The sequence below is a fragment of the Limosilactobacillus sp. genome, from assembly GCF_051873035.1.
In the GTDB taxonomy this organism is placed as follows: Bacteria; Bacillota; Bacilli; order Lactobacillales; family Lactobacillaceae; genus Limosilactobacillus.
This window is the reverse complement of sequence record NZ_JBJEEL010000064.1, coordinates 18,318-34,608: the sequence shown is the minus strand read 5'-3', so window position 1 is coordinate 34,608 and position 16,291 is coordinate 18,318. Positions and strand designations below refer to the sequence as shown.

Sequence of the window (16,291 nt, the reverse complement as noted above, 5' to 3'; positions counted from 1 at the left end):
GGTGAATTGATTGTACAACAGGGCATAGCAGATGTCCTTTTTGCGTACAAAAAAAACTGGCATTGATTTTCATCAATACCAGAAAGTGTAGACCCGATAATATTAAAGGGGATGCTGACTTCCCCGTGAACACAAAGAGGCGCTAAGCAATTTGGACTTTCCAAATGCTTAGCGCCTCTTTTGGACTGTTTAATCTTGTATTGTAATGTGAAGCCGTGTTTGCCAGGGGCCTAGTCATCAACACTGAGGTTGAAATGCGGGAGCTGGTGGACAAATTGTTCGTAAGCATCCTGTTCACCAGTAGCGACCACCTGGCTATTAGCTGCAGTTACCTGACCGTTATGCAGGTATTCCTCAGCAACGGTAATTCGGTGGGTAAAGGTAGCGTTACCGATTAGTTCTATCCAGTAACGACCCGCGGCAAAGTGGACAATGGTTTTGACCATACCACCAGGATTGTAGACGGTAATTGGTTGGTTAAAGGCGGCCTGTTGCGGATGAAGAAGTGTGAAGGCGAGGGTAGTAGCCGACATCCCGGTTCCACAAGCATTGGTAAAGCCGACTCCCCGTTCAAATGTCCGCACAAACAACTCGTTTGGGCCAAGGATTTGGGCGAAGCTAACATTAACGCCATCACTAAAGTAAGGGTTCTTACCGTTAAGGTAGCTGCCGAGCTGTCCTAAGAGTGGTCCTTCAATGACACTTTGGCTCACAAAACTGATTAAGTGTGGATTAGGGACCGCAATGGCAGAAAAGGTGAGACCCGGTGCCAATTCAGGAACCATGATCCCTAACAGGCGTTCATGGCCAAGCTTATCAAAGGGTAATGCGGCCTTATTAAAACGAACTGGTGAGATTTCTACCGCGAAGGCCGGAACGTTCTTGGCCAGAGTGGCCGCTTGCCGAACCTGAAGACTGCTATTCATAGTGTCGACTTTGAAATTGGTGACCTGGTCACGTTCGGCCACGTAACGGGCGACTGTCCGTAACCCATTACCGCACATTGAAGCCTCACTCCCATCCGCGTTGATCACCCGCATTTGGGCCTGGGCCCCTTCACGGGTCGGCCGGTTGACCACCAGCAATCCATCGGCACCGCCAAGGAGTCCCCGTTGCTGGTTAGTAATTTGCCGGGCTAGTTGCCGTAGTTCGTCGTCACTAAGCTCATGATCGAGTGTCGTCTGGTCCAGGATAAAAAAACTATTTTGGGAGCCGTGAACCTTTAGTAATTCTGTCATTTTAATTCCTCCTAATTAGCAAAAAAACGGTGGTAAATTGCCTGAACAGCCCGGTCGGCATCTTGGTTATAGGTACCGATCATGATTGAAATCCGTGAGGCCCCCTGGTTGATGATGGGGACCGGAATGTTATTTTTAGTCAATGGTTCGAGGATATCGTTGATTACGCCAGTCCGGTTGCGCATCCCTTCGCCAACCACCATGGTAATCGCATAGTTATCGATCCATTCTAGTTGGTCCGGGTTAATTTCTTCCTGGATTTCGTTGCAAATAACATCAACTAGTTCGTCGTCAATCTGGTTCTTATCCAGAATAATGGTAATATCATCGATCCCTGATGGCATGTGTTCGTATGATACATTGTGGCGGGCAAGGATAGTTAAGATCCGGAGGGTAAACCCAGCCTCCTTATTAAGCAGGTACTTGTGGAGGTAGATCGCTGCAAAGTGCTTTCCACTGACCACACCGGTAACGATATCAGCCGGTTGAAAACCCTTATCAGGAACAATTAGCGTGCCTGGCTTTTCTGGATGTTGGGTATTTTTCACGTTAATCGGTACGTTACCCTGAATTGCCGGAATGAGGGCCTCATCGTGAAAGACGGAGAAACCAGCATAGGATAATTCTCGCATCTCCCGGTAGGTCATCTTGGCGATTGGTTGCGGATCCTTAACAACCGCGGGATTAGCAACGTAGATCGCATCGACATCCGTGAAGTTTTCGTAAAGCTGGGCATGAAGTCCCCGGGCAAGAATTGCCCCGGTAATGTCAGACCCACCCCGAGAAAAGGTTGCAATATGGCCGGCCATGGTAATACCGTAAAAGCCAGGGAAAATCAATAGTTCACTATCGTTAAAGCTAAACCGGTCTAAGAGGGCGTAGGTTTCCGGGGCAACGGTCGCGTTATTAGGGGTCCCAGTGACGCGGATCCCAGCCTCTTCTGGGGTAACAAACCGGGCCTCGTAACCCAACTGCTGCAGAACAATCGCCATTAAGTTGGCATTCAGCCATTCACCATGGGCCTTAAAAGCCGCTAGCAAGTAATTATTGTTAGGATAATCCCAGCTTGGCAGGTCCGTTAGGCGGTCGATTAACGGGGTTAACTTGGTGGCCGGGACATTAAAGTAATCGGCGATCGCCTGATAACGACCGATAATCTGCTTAGTGGTAGCGGTGGTTGATTCGTGGGCTAAAACCTGTTTAGCATAGGTGATCAAGAGGTCGGTTACTTTAATATCACCGGCTTTTCGTTTGCCGGGCGCCGAAGTAACGACTACCCGCCGTTGCGGATCGGCGGTAATAATCTTAATTGCTTGGGCAAAGTGTTCACCGTCGGCCAGTGACGACCCACCAAATTTAACGACTTTCATTTCTTAAGCACTCCTTTGGAAATTAGCGAAAATTGCTAATTTTCCGTAAACAATTTTAATCGAATTCTAACATGTTTGACGGAACATGCAAGCCTGATAATTTTTAAAAAGCCTAGGATAAACGTTTTACCTAGTTTCCTAATATTAAAGAATACCATAGTAGACTAATTTTCCTATTGACTTTCTCATAATTTTTTTATAAGCTTAGTACAAATCGAAGAGGTGCAACCAACACTAGTAAACCTAAGGAGCCCCTGCCGGACAGTGAGAGAGGTTGAACAGGGCGGTTGCCGAAGCGCCTGGTCGGGCAGCGGCCGGGTTGGCTGGGGCGTAGCTGAAGAAGTTACGGACTGTCGCAGGACGGATTAGAGCCTGCGTTGCGCTATCGACAAATGAAATGGATATTGGACTTCCACTATTTGTTTTTGCGCAAATAGTGGATTTTTTATTAGTCGACTTCCCCGAAGGCAAATTGGAGGAATTGGTAATGAATGAACAGATTTCAGCAGACCAAATTAACGCTGCCGGTCATCTAACGATCGGCGGTTGTGATGCGGTTGAGTTAGCTAGCCAGTACGGAACACCGCTGGTGGTTTACGATGTCAGTCAGATTCGACAGCAGATCCGGGCCTTCAAACGGGTCTTTGAAGAAAACCAGGTTAAGTACGTGGTTAGTTACGCTAGCAAAGCCTTTGCGGCGGTTGCGATGTACCAGGTGGTTAATCAAGAAGGCGCCCACATTGACGTGGTTTCTGGTGGGGAAATGTATACGGCGTTGAAGGCTGGTTTTCCGTTAGAACACGCTAGTTTTCATGGGAATAATAAGTCCTATGATGAACTGGTAATGGCTGTTAAAAACCACATCGGTGTAATCGTGATTGATAACTTCCATGAAATTGATTTGCTTGGTCAAGTCCTTGAAGAATTAGACACGACTGTCCAGGTAATGTTACGGATTACGCCTGGAATTTCGGCACACACTAATAAGTATATTCAAACGGGTCAGGTAGATAGTAAGTTTGGCTTTGACCTGGAGTCCGGGCAGGCTGACCAGGCCCTGGAAAGAGTACTTGCTAACCCCCGGATGAAGATGATTGGCTTGCACGCCCACATCGGTTCCCAAATTTTTGAGCTGGCCGGTTTTGAAGGAGTTGCTAATAAACTAGTAGCCGTCGCTGACCACTGGCAAAAGCAATTTGGCTATCGGGCGGCGGTCATCAATGTCGGTGGTGGCTTCGGTATTCGCTATGTTAAGAGTGATCAACCGCTCCGGCCCGAAGAATTTGTTGACGCGATTATTAAGGCCATTAAGAAGGCCGTAGTGGGAACCGACCTGGGAAAGCCGGCAATCTGGATTGAACCCGGGCGGTCAATTGCGGGTCCTGCCGGTTATAACCTTTATACGGTTGGTTCACGCAAGGACCTACCAGGTTTGAAACCGTACGTAACGGTTGATGGTGGAATGGGTGATAATATTCGTCCTGCCTTATACCAAGCTAAGTATGAAACGGTCCTGGCAAATGATCCGCAGGCACCATTAAAAGAACACGTCCGGATTGCTGGTAAGTATTGTGAGTCGGGTGATATTTTGAGTCAGGATCAGGCCTTACCAGCTACTAAGCCGGGTGATATCCTTGCCACCTTGGATACGGGAGCCTACGGTTATGCCATGGCGTCAAACTATAACCGGAACCCCCGGCCAGCAGTTGTCTTTGCTGAAAATGGTCATTCACAACTGGTTATTAAACGGGAAAGCTATGAGGACCTAGTTCACCTGGATCAACCATATACGGCAAATAATTAGTTTAAATAGGAAGAAAGAGGATTTTAAAATGGCAGAATTAGATGCACAAACAATTATTAACTACATTAGTAATGCTCCCAAGAAGACCCCGGTAAAGGTTATCCTAAAGGGAAAGGTAACGGAATTAAACTTCCCGGCGGCCCTGCAAAGCTTTGCAGAAGAAAAGACGGCCACCCTTTACGGTGACTGGGCAGATGTTAAGCCGTTCCTTGATGAAAATAAGGATAAGATTACTGACTACCACGTGGAAAATGATGCCCGTAATTCAGCAGTACCGTTGCTGGACCTGAAGGGGGTTAATGCCCGGATTGAGCCGGGGGCAATCATTCGTGATAAGGTCCTGATTGGTGATAATGCCGTTGTAATGATGGGGGCAACAATTAACATTGGTGCTGAAATTGGTGCGGATTCAATGATTGACATGGGCGCCGTGCTAGGTGGCCGGGCCATTGTCGGTAAGCATTGTCACATCGGCGCCGGGACCGTCTTAGCCGGGGTGGTTGAACCGGCTAGTGCTGAACCCGTCCGGATTGACGATAATGTTTTAATTGGTGCCAATGCTGTAGTGATTGAAGGGGTCCACGTTGGTGAAGGCGCCGTCGTGGCAGCCGGGGCGATCGTTACTCATGATGTTGCCCCCCACACGATGGTCGCTGGGGTTCCGGCTAAGTTCATCAAGAACGTTGACCAACAGACTAGTGATAAGACGGCCCTGGAAGACGATTTGAGGAAGTTATAAAGATGTTATTATCTGAAGAAAAATTAATTGAGATTCGCCGACATCTTCACCAGATTCCGGAGTTGGCCCTTCATGAAACACAAACTCATGAATATTTAGTGGCGGTGGTAAAAAGCTTTAACCAGGAATACCTGGAAGTTCGAACCCCAACGGAGTTACCAACTTCTTTATTTGTACTGGTAAAGGGAAGTGCACCCCAGCGGACGATTGGTTATCGAACGGATATCGATGCCCTGCCGGTAACGGAAAAGACGGGCTTACCTTACCAGTCCCAACATCCTGGGGTTATGCATGCCTGTGGCCATGATATTCATATGACCGTGGCGCTGGGGGTCTTGAACTACTTTGCAGAACACCAGCCAAAAGATAACCTCCTCTTTTTCTTCCAACCAGCCGAAGAAAGTGACTATGGTGGGAAACGCGCTTATGAGGCCGGCCTATTTAGCGGTAAGTGGCGACCAGATGAGTTCTATGGCCTTCATGACAACCCTGACTTACCAGCCGGTGCAATTGGCTGCCGGATGGGGACCCTCTTTGCCGGAACGACTGAGGTTAATATTGACCTCGTTGGCAAGGGCGGGCATGCCGCCTACCCGCAGGATGCTAACGATACGGTAGTGGCCGCTGCCTCCCTAATTATGCAGGTTCAGACGATCATTTCTCGCAGTATTGACCCTATTCATAGTGGGGTGATTACCCTGGGTAAGATTCAGGGGGGCGAGATCCGCAATGTGATTGCTGGCCATACCCGGATTGAAGGAACTATTCGGGGGCTAACCCAGAGAATGATTGAAAAAATTGATGAACGCCTAAAGGATGTTTGTGAAGGTGTCGGCCGGAGCTTCAATATGGACGTTAAGTTAGCACTCAATCAAGGGGGCTATTGGCCAGTTGAGAACAATCCGGTCCTGACGAAATTCTTCATTAATTATATGAAGCAGGCACCTAACGTTAACTTTATTGAGACTGCACCGGCCATGACCGGGGAAGACTTTGGCTTTCTACTGGCCAAGTTTCCCGGAACGATGTTTTGGCTGGGGGTTGACGATGATGCCCAGCTCCATTCAGCCACGGTGACACCAGATGAATCCGCTATTAAGCGGGGGGTCGATGCAATTACCGGTTTCTTACAAGCACGGATGGATAAGGCATTGGAGGAAGAAAAATGAAATTAGCAGATGCAGATTTATTAACAGCGATTGTGACGCCTTTTGACGACCAGGGACAAATTGATTTTGCCAGTCTTAAAAAGCTGACTAATTACCTAATTGAACAGGGAAGTAACGGCTTTGTCATCGGGGGAACGACGGGTGAAACCCCAACGCTAACCCATGATGAAAAGCTTCAATTATACCAAGAGTTTGGTAAGATCGTCGACGGTCGGGTGCCGGTGATCGCTGGGACGGGTAGTAATAATACCGCTGAGACGATTGCCTTCACTAACGAGGTCGCCCAGATTCCGGGGATTGACTACGCCCTAGTAGTGGTACCACCGTACAACAAGCCCAACCAGCGGGGGATGGTGGCCCACTTTACGGCCGTTGCTGACCAGGTAAACCTGCCAGTAGTAATCTACAATATTCCGGGACGGACCGGCGTTAAGATGGCCGCGACCACGGTAACGAAGCTTTCTCACCACCCTAACATTGCTGCTGTTAAGCAATGTGCTTCCCTGGAAGAACTAGAACAAATTGTAGATCAGAAGGATGACGATTTTGCGGTCTTTACTGGTGAGGATGCCCAGGCGTTGACTGCCCGGGTGCTGGGAGCAAATGGGGTCATTTCCGTGGCTTCCCACAGTTATGCTCCCCAAATGCGGGCGATGTACGACGCCCTTTACCGAGGAGACTACCAGGCGGCCGGCCGTCTCCAACGCTGGCTGACTCCTAAGATGGCGGCCCTATTTATGTATCCATCACCTTCTCCGGTTAAGGCGGTATTGAATGCTCAGGGCTTTAGTACGGGGAGTTGCCGGCTACCAATTTTACCGTTGAATGAAGAAGAGCAACGGGCACTTGCGGCGGCCCTTAACCTACCGGCTGACAAGCTACTCAATAAAGAACTACCACTTAATTTGGGGGAATAAAGAATGAAGAAAGTATTAATTGCTGGTGCGGCCGGCGCAATGGGTCAAAAGGCCGTGGCCCTGGTGAACAGTATGCCGGAAACTAAATTGACGGCGGTTCTAGCACCGCACCTGACTGCCGACCAACGTGAACAGTTCGGCCTTGACCCCGATGTGCAAATTTATCACCAACTTGAGCAAATCGATGCTGGTGTGGCGGATATCTGGCTAGACTTTACCGTTCCGGCAGCGGTTTATCCAAACGTTAAATATGCAATTGAACATGGGATGGCACCGGTTGTCGGGACCACCGGATTAACCGATGAGCAAGAGGCCGAATTAGTGGCCGCAAGTAAACAACACCATTTAGGCGGTCTGATTGCCCCTAATTTTGGTATGTCGGCAGTCCTACTAATGAAGTTTGCCAAGGAAGCGGCCCAGTACTTCCCAGATGTTGAAATTATTGAAATGCACCACGCTGATAAAAAGGATGCGCCATCCGGGACGGCGCTCAGTACTGCTAAGTTAATTGACCAGGTTCGTCCCACCCATGAAACTAATCCTGATGAAGTTTCGACCCTTGACCAAGTCCGCGGTGGTGACTACCACGGCATTAAGATCCATTCCGTTCGCCTGCCCGGTTACATTGCCCATGAGCAGGTCCTCTTTGGAGGTGCTGGTGAAGCACTGACCATTCGTCAAGATTCCTTTGATCGCCAGTCATTTATGAGTGGGGTTAAGGTTGCCTTAGATAAGGTCTTAAGCCTAAATGAACTCGTAATTGGTTTGGAAAATATCTTATAAGGAGTGACACCATGCCATCTTTACCAACAGAAATGCACAAGATTGTTAATGCCCGGGTTAATGAGTTACCGCCAGCACAAATTCGGGCCTTTGATGACGAGATTTCAGCGATTCCAGGAATTGTCAAATTAACCCTGGGTGAACCGGATTTTAATGTTCCGGAACACGTTAAGCAGGCGGCACTGACGAGTATTAAGGATAATAATTCACACTACTCTGCTAGTCGGGGAACAATTGAATTACGGCAAGCGATCAGTACCTACTTGAAACGCACGCGGGGGGTCAATTATGATCCGGCTAGTGAAATAATTGTTACGGTTGGGGCGACGGAAGCAATTACGGCGACGACCTTTGCGCTCCTCAATCCTGGCGATAAGGTAATCGTACCGAGCCCGATTTTTTCACTCTACTTCCCGAGTGTTTCGTTAACCGGCGCTGAACCGGTAGCAGTTAATACGGCTGCGGATGGCTTCTTGTTAACGGCAGAACGGTTAGAAAAAGAATTAGCCGCGGCGGGGCCCCAGGTTAAGGCAATTGTGTTAAATTATCCTAACAACCCGACCGGGCGGACATACTCGCGTGATCAGCTAGCAGCCCTAGCAGAAGTGATTAAGGCTCACCACCTGATCGCGATTGTCGATGAAATCTACAGTGAATTGGTTTATGATCAACCCTTTGCTTCATTAGCCAGCTTCTTACCTGACCAGACCGTATTGATCAACGGCTTTTCTAAGTCGCACGCAATGACGGGTTACCGTCTAGGCTACTTGGCGGCACCGCGGGAGGTGATTAGTCAAGTTTCTAAGATGCACTCGTTTATGGTTACGTGTGCTGATGATACTGCTCAAGCAGCGGCACTAGAGGCTCTTCAAAATGGTCAGGCCGATCCTGAGCGCTTCCGCCGGCACTACCAAGAACGGCGGGACCGTCTTGCCAAGGCCTTGCGCGGACTTGGCTTTGAAATGGCAATTCCTGACGGGGCCTTTTACCTCTTCGCTAAGATTCCGGCCGAGTATGGAGACGATGACCTTCAATTTGCCCGGGACCTTGCCCACCAAGCAAAGGTGGGAGTAATTCCGGGGAGTGCGTTTGGCCCTGGTGGTGAAGGGCATATTCGTCTATCATATGCTGCAGCCGATGAAAGTATCGATTTAGCAATTAAACGGCTGACAGACTTTACTAAAAATTAATAATTGTATTAAAATAGCCAAAGAAGGCGCTACCACGTCTTTTAATGGCTATTTTTTATGCAGGCAACGACCAATTGTTCGCTACAGCTAGTATAAAAATAATGGTAATATAAAAGTTATGGAGACAAGCTGCCAATTAATTGGAGGCTTAGTCACCAGCACTTATTGTTTTAACTTATTTGGTATTGCTCAAGAAGGTGTTCTTAGGAATGGTTAAAAAACTAAAACGGGTTCATCAACACCGGCACATGTTTGTCGGTGCACTTGGTGCTGTTGGCTTGCTTACGTTAACGGCTCAAGCGGCATCGGCGAGTGAGGTCACCGTTAAACCAGGTGATACGGTCTGGGGGATTGCTCAACAACATGGTCTGACTACTCAGGCAATTGAAGCGGCCAATCCGACTAAGATTAAAAAGATTAGTAGTACGGTTGACCTTATCCAGGTTGGTCAGCAGCTTACCTTGCCGGATGGCCAGTCGACTCCGGCCCCGACGCAAACTGGTTCGTCTAATGGGACCTACGCCGTTCAGCCAGGAGATCAGCTAACTGCGGTTGCTCAACGGTTTGGAATAACGGCGGGCCAATTACGACAGTGGAACCAGCTTACTAGTAATCAATTAGTAGCAGGTCAGCAGTTACAAGTTACTGATCCCAACGCAACAGCTGCGGGAGAAACCAATGGTGACGTAGCAACTGCTGGCGTGGGGCCAGTAACTAACCAGGGTAGTCAGCCGAATGCGTCAACGGTTAGTGGATCAGCAGTAACCGCCGAAGAAAATGCGGCAACGATGGCGAGCGGACAATCATTATCCGCTCCGCAACCGACTGCCGTTACTGGCCAGCAGGTTAGTGGTACTACGCCGTCAACGGTAGTGGCCGGTAATACCGACCAGTCGACGCTGGCAAATACTCAAATGGTGGGACAAAACGACCAAGTGAGTGGCCAACAACCGACTAGTTCGCTCAGTGGTGAAGGCAATCAGACTAGTAGCCAAGGACCGGTAACTTTTAGCACGCAACCGTCTACTCAGCCGGTTAATAATTCAGTAGCAACTAGCCAGCAACCGGTACAGTCCCAGCAATCAGTACAGTCGGCCACAACGCCAGCAAGCGCGGCTCCAGTTAGTCAGCAGCCTGCGCAACCGACCGCCGGTCAGGAACAGCCATTGGCTAGCCAGCAGCCTGCTCAATCGACCGCGGGGACGGGACAGTCAGTTGTAAACCAACAATCAGCCGGGTCTGCTACTAGCCAACAATCTGGTCAGTCGGTTAGTGACCAACCGGCTTCAAGCTCACCAGCAACATCGAACCAGCAACCAGCTACTAGTACCCAGCCGGCTCAGTCCAGCAGTAGTACTGGAGCTAGTGATTTACAAACCGGATCGGTGGTTAGTCTAGCAACTAAAATTGCAACTTCTAACAGTGTTCCATACGTCTGGGGTGGCAATTCACTTAAGGGAATGGACTGTTCTGGCTTTGTTGACTACGTATATGCACATGCGGAAAATAAACAATTACCTCATAATTCGGTAGCACTGGAAAGTTATGTTAACCAACATGCCGTTAGTCAAGCCCAACCCGGGGACATCCTATTTTGGGGGAACCACGGTAGTACCTACCACGTAGCAATCTATACGGGGAATAACCAGTATGCTGCGGCCGCCAAACCAGGAACAAATGTCTCGATTTATACATTGAGTCCCTACTTTACCCCTAGTTTTGCTGGTACCGTTAAGTAGTTTATGAGAGCTTTTTCATCATAAAGTAACTGAGATGTAACGGAAAAAGGCTTAACTTTTTCGTCATTACGTGCTATTTTTGCTATATGCAATTAAGAATTGCTTTAAATATTACTGTAATTGGGAGTGTTTAAAGTGAGTAATAAGCACGAAATCGAAGAAGAATTAGCGGCGGCTGAATCACGGTTAGCCACCCTCTGTAAAAGTGAAAATGAAGATCAGTTTAGCGGTGGGGAAACGGTAACCATTCAGCCCACTTGTGGCGATGAAATGCAGTCGCTGCGTGAAGAATGCAGTCAGTTACGAATTATTCTGGAAGCAATGGAAGCTTCTGAAGATTAGTTAAAGATAGTGATGGAGCGACGATAGCGGTCTTATTGATCGCTATGTTATGTATCAAAGGGCGAAAACCTAATTCTGTCCAACAGCGTGATTCATAAAAAGGCCTCAAGTATTCGGCTTGTCCGAATGCTTGAGGCCTTTTGTGCTGTGAAGGTCGACTTCGCTATTGCAAGGTCTTAATGCGTGCTTGAAGTAAGTGGCGTTTGGCGGAAGGGGTAGTGGTCGATTCTAAACTCTAAATCGATAAAGCGATTCCCACGTTCTTCACCATCGATTTGGCTAAATTCCAGGGAAGTCGTAGTGCAATGGAACCGGCTGCCAGTAAAATGACTGGCAAAGCGTGAAGTGGGGAGTTTCCCCCGGTAAAATTGCCGTAATTGCCAAAAGGTGAGTGGCCACCCACGGCGTTCCGCAATTGTAAGGTCGAGTGATGGCTTATGTAGTCCGGTTGAACTGGTCAACTGAATACCACTATCGGTAAAGGGATGGTTGTTAACAACTACTAAGTAGGCCTTCGGATATGGGGTACGATGCTGGTGCTGGGTAAGCATTAGTTGAAATGGTTGCTGATCATAAAGAACAGCTAGTGAATGTAGTAGGAAGGAAAAATGTCCCCAGCGAAAGTGCCTGCGCCGACGTTGGCGACCAGCCTGACTAATCATTGCGGCATCAAAACCGATCCCCACACTGTTGAGAAAGTAATTATCTTCGTCCTTAATGGCGTCATGACAGCGACCAATTGCAATGTTAGTGGTGGTGTTGGCTGCCAAGATCTGTTGGAGCGCGTCATCCGGGTTAGCTGAAATACCATATGCCCGAGCAAAACGACTTAAACCGCTGGCCGGGATGTAGGCTAGTGGTAATGGCTCTTGTTGGCGATTGGCATCTTCTTTTAAACCGTTCAAAACGTCATGAAGCGTCCCGTCACCACCGATAACAATTACGGTAGTATCGCTAGCATCATGACTTTGAGAGAGGCGGTGGGCAAAGTAGCGCGCACTGCTTTCATCCTTTGTGGACTGGAGATCAAAGTCAGCGTTGGCTTGTGTTAAATGTTCTTGAATCTTTTTCCCGATGCTCGCTGCACGACCATTGCCAGCAGTGGGGTTGAGAATGACTGAATAGTGCATAGTGATCTTCCTTTATTGGCATCTCTGAGGTGGCTAGTAGCCGATCAACAAAATAAAAATGAGGCTGGAGAAATGATTTTCCAGCCTCATCATCCGAACTAAAACGTGGTAATCTTAAAGTTTGGATTTTGCTTTTCGTATTCAAGGGCCTTTTCATCCAGCTGCTCGACATATTCAATGTTGTAATCGGTATTATGTTCAACCATTAAAAGTGCTTCGGCTTCGGAATCGGCCTCAATATAAATTGATTGTGTATTTTCACGAACTGGTCGTTTGGTATTATCTGGTTGGAAATATACTTTAAAAGTCATTCTGCTAAAAACTCCTTGATAATAAAGTTATTATTTTCAGTGATTTACTTAAACTATTTTAGCACATCTCTGCAGTACTGTCTTAAGTTTTGACAACATGGTATTATTAATTTAAGTAATCAAGCACTACTGGGGGTGTGGCGAATGAAAATACTTTGGGTATGCCTAATTGCAATCGTTTTGGTAGCAATTCTATATGTTATCGTGCACCGGATCTTAATCAACCGGGCGACAATTATGCTGCGGCGACGGGCGCAACAGGTGACTGATGCAGCCGTTAATGATAGTTTGCAACGATTATTAGGTTGGGATAAGCAAGTCGATTCACAGTTAGTAGCTGATGTTTGGGGCAAGGGTGTTTTAGCTTTTGAGTACCACTTCCCCCAGGACGAGCTTGGTAACCTAACTAAAGACCGGCTTGATCGGGCGTTGAATGAATATGCCCAGGCCCATCATTTGGCGATTGAAGGTAACCTAACTACCTTTGTGGTAACCGACTGGTGGCAATATGAGCAGGTTCATCACATTGACGTTGCCTACCTACTAAACGAGTCGACTCAAGAATACGTTGCTGATTTAAAACGAATTGACCATTAAAGAATAAAATAAACGGGAGTAAAGTGACTGGTAATCACCAGTACTTTGCTCCCGTTTTGGCTTTAGCTGATCATAATGGTATCAGCCGGGGCCTCAAATGGTTGTTTCTTGTTAATGTGGTCATAGAATAAAACGCCATGTAAGTGGTCAATTTCATGTTGACAAACGATCGCAGGGTAATTCTTCAGACGAATTTTATGGGTCTCACCATCGGTGTCCTGATAACGTAAGGTAATACGATCATGCCGTGGAACGTAGCCGGGAACATCCTTGTCAACGGATAGGCAACCTTCACCTTCCGTTAATGCACCGTATTGTACCGATTCACTAACGATCACGGGGTTGATAATAACGTCCTTAAATTCCGGCTTGCCGTCTTCTTCGGCTGCCGGGACAAGAACAGCGGCCATTTGCTTTGAAACACCAACCTGTGGTGCTGCTAATCCGACGCCAGCCCGTAGGCCATATTTTTTACAGAGTTCGGGGTCCTGGCTAACTTCCAGGTATTCCATCATCTTTTTAGCCAGTGTTTGGTCCTCATCAGATAATGGGAAGTTAACTTTAGCAGCCCGTTTACGTAATACCGGGTCACCGTCCCGGACAATATCCTTCATTAAAAACAACTTTTCCGCCTCCAATATTCTTTGTCATCCTTTAGTCTACCACATCAGCCCGGAGAACCATACTGAAGGAATTAGTTGTTATGATGACAAACGGGGTAGAGATCGCTTCCATCGACCGCTTGTTAGTCAAAATCGTGGTAAAAAGTCTATGAAAGCGCTTGTATTATGACTAAAAGTCTGTATACTAGAAAGTGTAAGTAGGCAATCACTTATATATGATGTTAATTGGATTTGGAAAGGGATGTTTATAATGGCCGAAGCTAAAGCTGTAGACTTTGCTAAGATTAAAGCCGAAGAAGGCGCTGCATTTGCAAAGCCCGTTCAAATTCTTGATAACGATGGGAAGGTCGTTAACAAGGAATTAATGGCTAATTTTACTGATGACCAATTAGTCGACCTGATGAAAAAGATGGTATGGGAACGTGCACTACACGAACAAACAATGTCGTTCTCACAACAAGGTCGTTTGGGATTCTATGCTCCAACCTGGGGTGAAGAAGCATCCGAAATGGGGACTGCTTCCGCATTTAAGAAGCAAGACTTCATGTTCCCTGCATACCGTGACTTACCACAACTGATTCAACACGGTGCAACCGTTGCACAAATGTACTTATGGTCAAAGGGACACATTAAGGGTAACCTGTTTGATGCTCGTGCCCTTCGTCCACAAATTATCATTGGTGCTCAAATGGTTGAAATGGCCGGTGCTGCTTTAGGTATTAAGAAGAACGGTGAAAAGGATACCGTTGCTTATGCTTACACCGGTGAAGGTGGTAGTTCACAAGGTGATACCTACGAAGGTATGAACTTTGCTGGTGCCTTCCAAGCTCCTGCCGTATTTATCATTCAAAACAACGGCTGGGCAATTTCCTACCCACGGAAGAAGCAGACGCACGCTCAAACTATTGCCCAAAAGGGTGTTGCCGCTGGTATTCCAGCTGTTCAAGTTGACGGGATGGATGTCCTGGCATGCTACGAAGTTGCTAAGGAAGCTCGTGAATTTGCTGCTGCTGGTAATGGTCCAGTTCTAATTGAAACTTTGACTTACCGGTTTGGTGCCCACAGTTCTGCTGGTGACGATCCTAGTCGTTACCGGACAAAGGAAGAAGAAAAGCCTTGGTTCGATAAAGATCCACTGATTCGGCTTCGTAAGTACTTAACTGAAAAGGGACTCTGGTCCGAAGACGAAGAACAAAAGTACGCTGCAGAATGCAAGGATGACTTTAAGAAGCAAATGAAGGAAGCCGACTCTGTAGAACCAGAGAAGGTTACCGACATGCTGAAGCGGACCTTTGAAGTACCAACCCCAGATATTAAAGAACAAATTAAGAAGTACGAAGCAAAGGAGTCGAAGTAATCATGGCTAAGAAAACATATATCAAAGCTATTACTGAAGGTATTGACATTGCTTTAGCTGAGGATCCGAAGACCCTGGTCTTTGGTGAAGATGTTGGTAAAAACGGTGGTGTCTTCCGTGCTACTAATGGCTTACAAGAAAAGTATGGGGAAGACCGGGTATTCAGTACTCCATTAGCTGAATCTGGTATCCTTGGTATGTCAATTGGGCTGGCTGTTACTGGCTGGCGTCCAGTTCCAGAAATTCAATTCTCTGGCTTCATTTTTGAAGCACTTGACTCAATTGTTTCTCAAATGTCACGGATTCGTTTCCAATACAATGGTACGAAGAATGCACCAATCACCATCCGGACTCCATACGGTGGTGGTACCCACACCGCTGAACTCCACGGGGATGACTTTGAAAACTTCTTCGTTGGTGTTCCAGGACTACGGGTTGTTACCCCAAGTTCAGCATATGACGCTAAGGGTCTGATCATTTCCGCAATTGAAAATAACGACCCTGTTGTCTTCCTGGAAAACTTACGGCTGTACCGTTCTGTCAAGGGTGAAGTTCCTGATGACAAGTACACTGTTCCGTTGGACAAAGCCAACGTTGTCGAAGAAGGTAACGACGTAACGATCATCGCTTATGGTGGTGAAGTTTCCGAAGCTCAAAAGGCTGCCAAGAAGCTTGCTAAGGACAACATTTCTGCCGAAGTTATTGACCTGCGTTCACTGTACCCACTTGACACTGATACAATTTTTGAATCTATTAAGAAGACGCACCGGGTTGTAATTGTTCAAGAATCACAAAAACAAGCCGGGGTCGGTGCACAAGTTGCTTCTGCTATTTCTGAAGGTGCCATTATGTACCTGGATGCACCAGTTTCTCGGGTTGCTGCACCAAACTCTGTTTACCCATTCCCACAAGCAGAAAACGTTTGGCTCCCAGGTGCCAAGGAAATCGAAGACGCTGCGCGTGAAGTAGTTAATTATTAATC

Annotated in this window: 16 protein-coding genes and 1 riboswitch; of the genes, 11 read left to right on the top strand and 5 right to left on the bottom strand. The window is 47.4% G+C overall.

All coding sequences use genetic code 11. The features are described from left to right. Window positions 1-230 precede the first annotated feature (230 nt). The gene (dapF, locus tag ACI31H_RS06855; protein ID WP_439771240.1) at window positions 231-1,238 is read right to left on the bottom strand and encodes a diaminopimelate epimerase; all 1,008 of its coding nucleotides are present in this window, start codon (window positions 1,236-1,238) and stop codon (window positions 231-233) included. 11 nt (window positions 1,239-1,249) lie between these two features. Continuing rightward, window positions 1,250-2,608, bottom strand: a complete 1,359-nt coding sequence (locus tag ACI31H_RS06850) for an aspartate kinase (protein ID WP_439771239.1) — start codon at window positions 2,606-2,608, stop codon at window positions 1,250-1,252. A gap of 209 nt (window positions 2,609-2,817) precedes the next feature. Further along, a riboswitch (Lysine riboswitch) is annotated at window positions 2,818-3,002 on the top strand. 93 nt (window positions 3,003-3,095) lie between these two features. Between ACI31H_RS06850 and lysA the strand changes: the two genes are divergently transcribed. The 8 genes from lysA (at window position 3,096) to ACI31H_RS06810 (ending at window position 11,291) form a co-directional block, all read left to right on the top strand. Further along, a complete protein-coding gene (lysA, locus tag ACI31H_RS06845; protein WP_439771238.1) occupies window positions 3,096-4,412 on the top strand; it encodes a diaminopimelate decarboxylase in 1,317 nt (438 codons plus the stop codon). Window positions 4,413-4,440: 28 nt separating this feature from the next. After that, window positions 4,441-5,151, top strand: coding sequence for a 2,3,4,5-tetrahydropyridine-2,6-dicarboxylate N-acetyltransferase (gene dapD, locus ACI31H_RS06840; protein WP_439771237.1), 711 nt, complete (start codon window positions 4,441-4,443; stop codon window positions 5,149-5,151). Window positions 5,152-5,153: 2 nt separating this feature from the next. Further along, window positions 5,154-6,320 carry an N-acetyldiaminopimelate deacetylase gene (locus ACI31H_RS06835; protein WP_439771236.1) on the top strand — a complete coding sequence of 389 codons (1,167 nt, stop codon included), beginning with the start codon at window positions 5,154-5,156 and terminating at the stop codon, window positions 6,318-6,320. Next, entirely contained in the window at window positions 6,317-7,237 is a 921-nt protein-coding gene (dapA, locus tag ACI31H_RS06830) for a 4-hydroxy-tetrahydrodipicolinate synthase (protein ID WP_439771235.1), read from the top strand. The genes ACI31H_RS06835 and dapA overlap by 4 nt, the downstream gene beginning before the upstream one ends. Window positions 7,238-7,240: 3 nt before the next feature. Beyond that, window positions 7,241-8,020, top strand: coding sequence for a 4-hydroxy-tetrahydrodipicolinate reductase (gene dapB / locus ACI31H_RS06825; protein ID WP_439771234.1), 780 nt, complete (start codon window positions 7,241-7,243; stop codon window positions 8,018-8,020). Between the two features lie 11 nt (window positions 8,021-8,031). After that, window positions 8,032-9,210, top strand: coding sequence for an aminotransferase class I/II-fold pyridoxal phosphate-dependent enzyme (locus ACI31H_RS06820; RefSeq protein ID WP_439771233.1), 1,179 nt, complete (start codon window positions 8,032-8,034; stop codon window positions 9,208-9,210). 209 nt (window positions 9,211-9,419) lie between these two features. Next, entirely contained in the window at window positions 9,420-10,949 is a 1,530-nt protein-coding gene (locus tag ACI31H_RS06815; protein WP_439771232.1) for a LysM peptidoglycan-binding domain-containing protein, read from the top strand. 135 nt (window positions 10,950-11,084) lie between these two features. After that, window positions 11,085-11,291 (top strand): hypothetical protein, encoded by a 207-nt coding sequence (locus ACI31H_RS06810; RefSeq protein ID WP_439771231.1) that lies wholly within the window; start codon window positions 11,085-11,087, stop codon window positions 11,289-11,291. 176 nt (window positions 11,292-11,467) lie between these two features. Here ACI31H_RS06810 and ACI31H_RS06805 read toward each other — a convergent pair whose 3' ends face one another. Continuing rightward, window positions 11,468-12,421, bottom strand: coding sequence for a diacylglycerol/lipid kinase family protein (locus ACI31H_RS06805; RefSeq protein WP_439771230.1), 954 nt, complete (start codon window positions 12,419-12,421; stop codon window positions 11,468-11,470). A 98-nt stretch (window positions 12,422-12,519) separates the two neighbouring features. Further along, window positions 12,520-12,732, bottom strand: a complete 213-nt coding sequence (locus tag ACI31H_RS06800) for a DNA-directed RNA polymerase subunit epsilon (RefSeq protein WP_439771229.1) — start codon at window positions 12,730-12,732, stop codon at window positions 12,520-12,522. Window positions 12,733-12,876: 144 nt separating this feature from the next. Between ACI31H_RS06800 and ACI31H_RS06795 the strand changes: the two genes are divergently transcribed. Next, window positions 12,877-13,329 carry a hypothetical protein gene (locus ACI31H_RS06795; RefSeq protein ID WP_439771228.1) on the top strand — a complete coding sequence of 151 codons (453 nt, stop codon included), beginning with the start codon at window positions 12,877-12,879 and terminating at the stop codon, window positions 13,327-13,329. Window positions 13,330-13,391: 62 nt separating this feature from the next. Here ACI31H_RS06795 and def read toward each other — a convergent pair whose 3' ends face one another. Next, a complete protein-coding gene (gene def / locus ACI31H_RS06790; protein ID WP_439771227.1) occupies window positions 13,392-13,952 on the bottom strand; it encodes a peptide deformylase in 561 nt (186 codons plus the stop codon). A gap of 250 nt (window positions 13,953-14,202) precedes the next feature. Between def and pdhA the strand changes: the two genes are divergently transcribed. Together pdhA and ACI31H_RS06780 are read left to right on the top strand one after the other, a co-directional pair. Then, window positions 14,203-15,309 carry a pyruvate dehydrogenase (acetyl-transferring) E1 component subunit alpha gene (gene pdhA / locus ACI31H_RS06785; protein WP_439771226.1) on the top strand — a complete coding sequence of 369 codons (1,107 nt, stop codon included), beginning with the start codon at window positions 14,203-14,205 and terminating at the stop codon, window positions 15,307-15,309. Between the two features lie 2 nt (window positions 15,310-15,311). Beyond that, entirely contained in the window at window positions 15,312-16,289 is a 978-nt protein-coding gene (locus ACI31H_RS06780) for an alpha-ketoacid dehydrogenase subunit beta (RefSeq protein ID WP_439771225.1), read from the top strand. Window positions 16,290-16,291 lie beyond the last annotated feature (2 nt).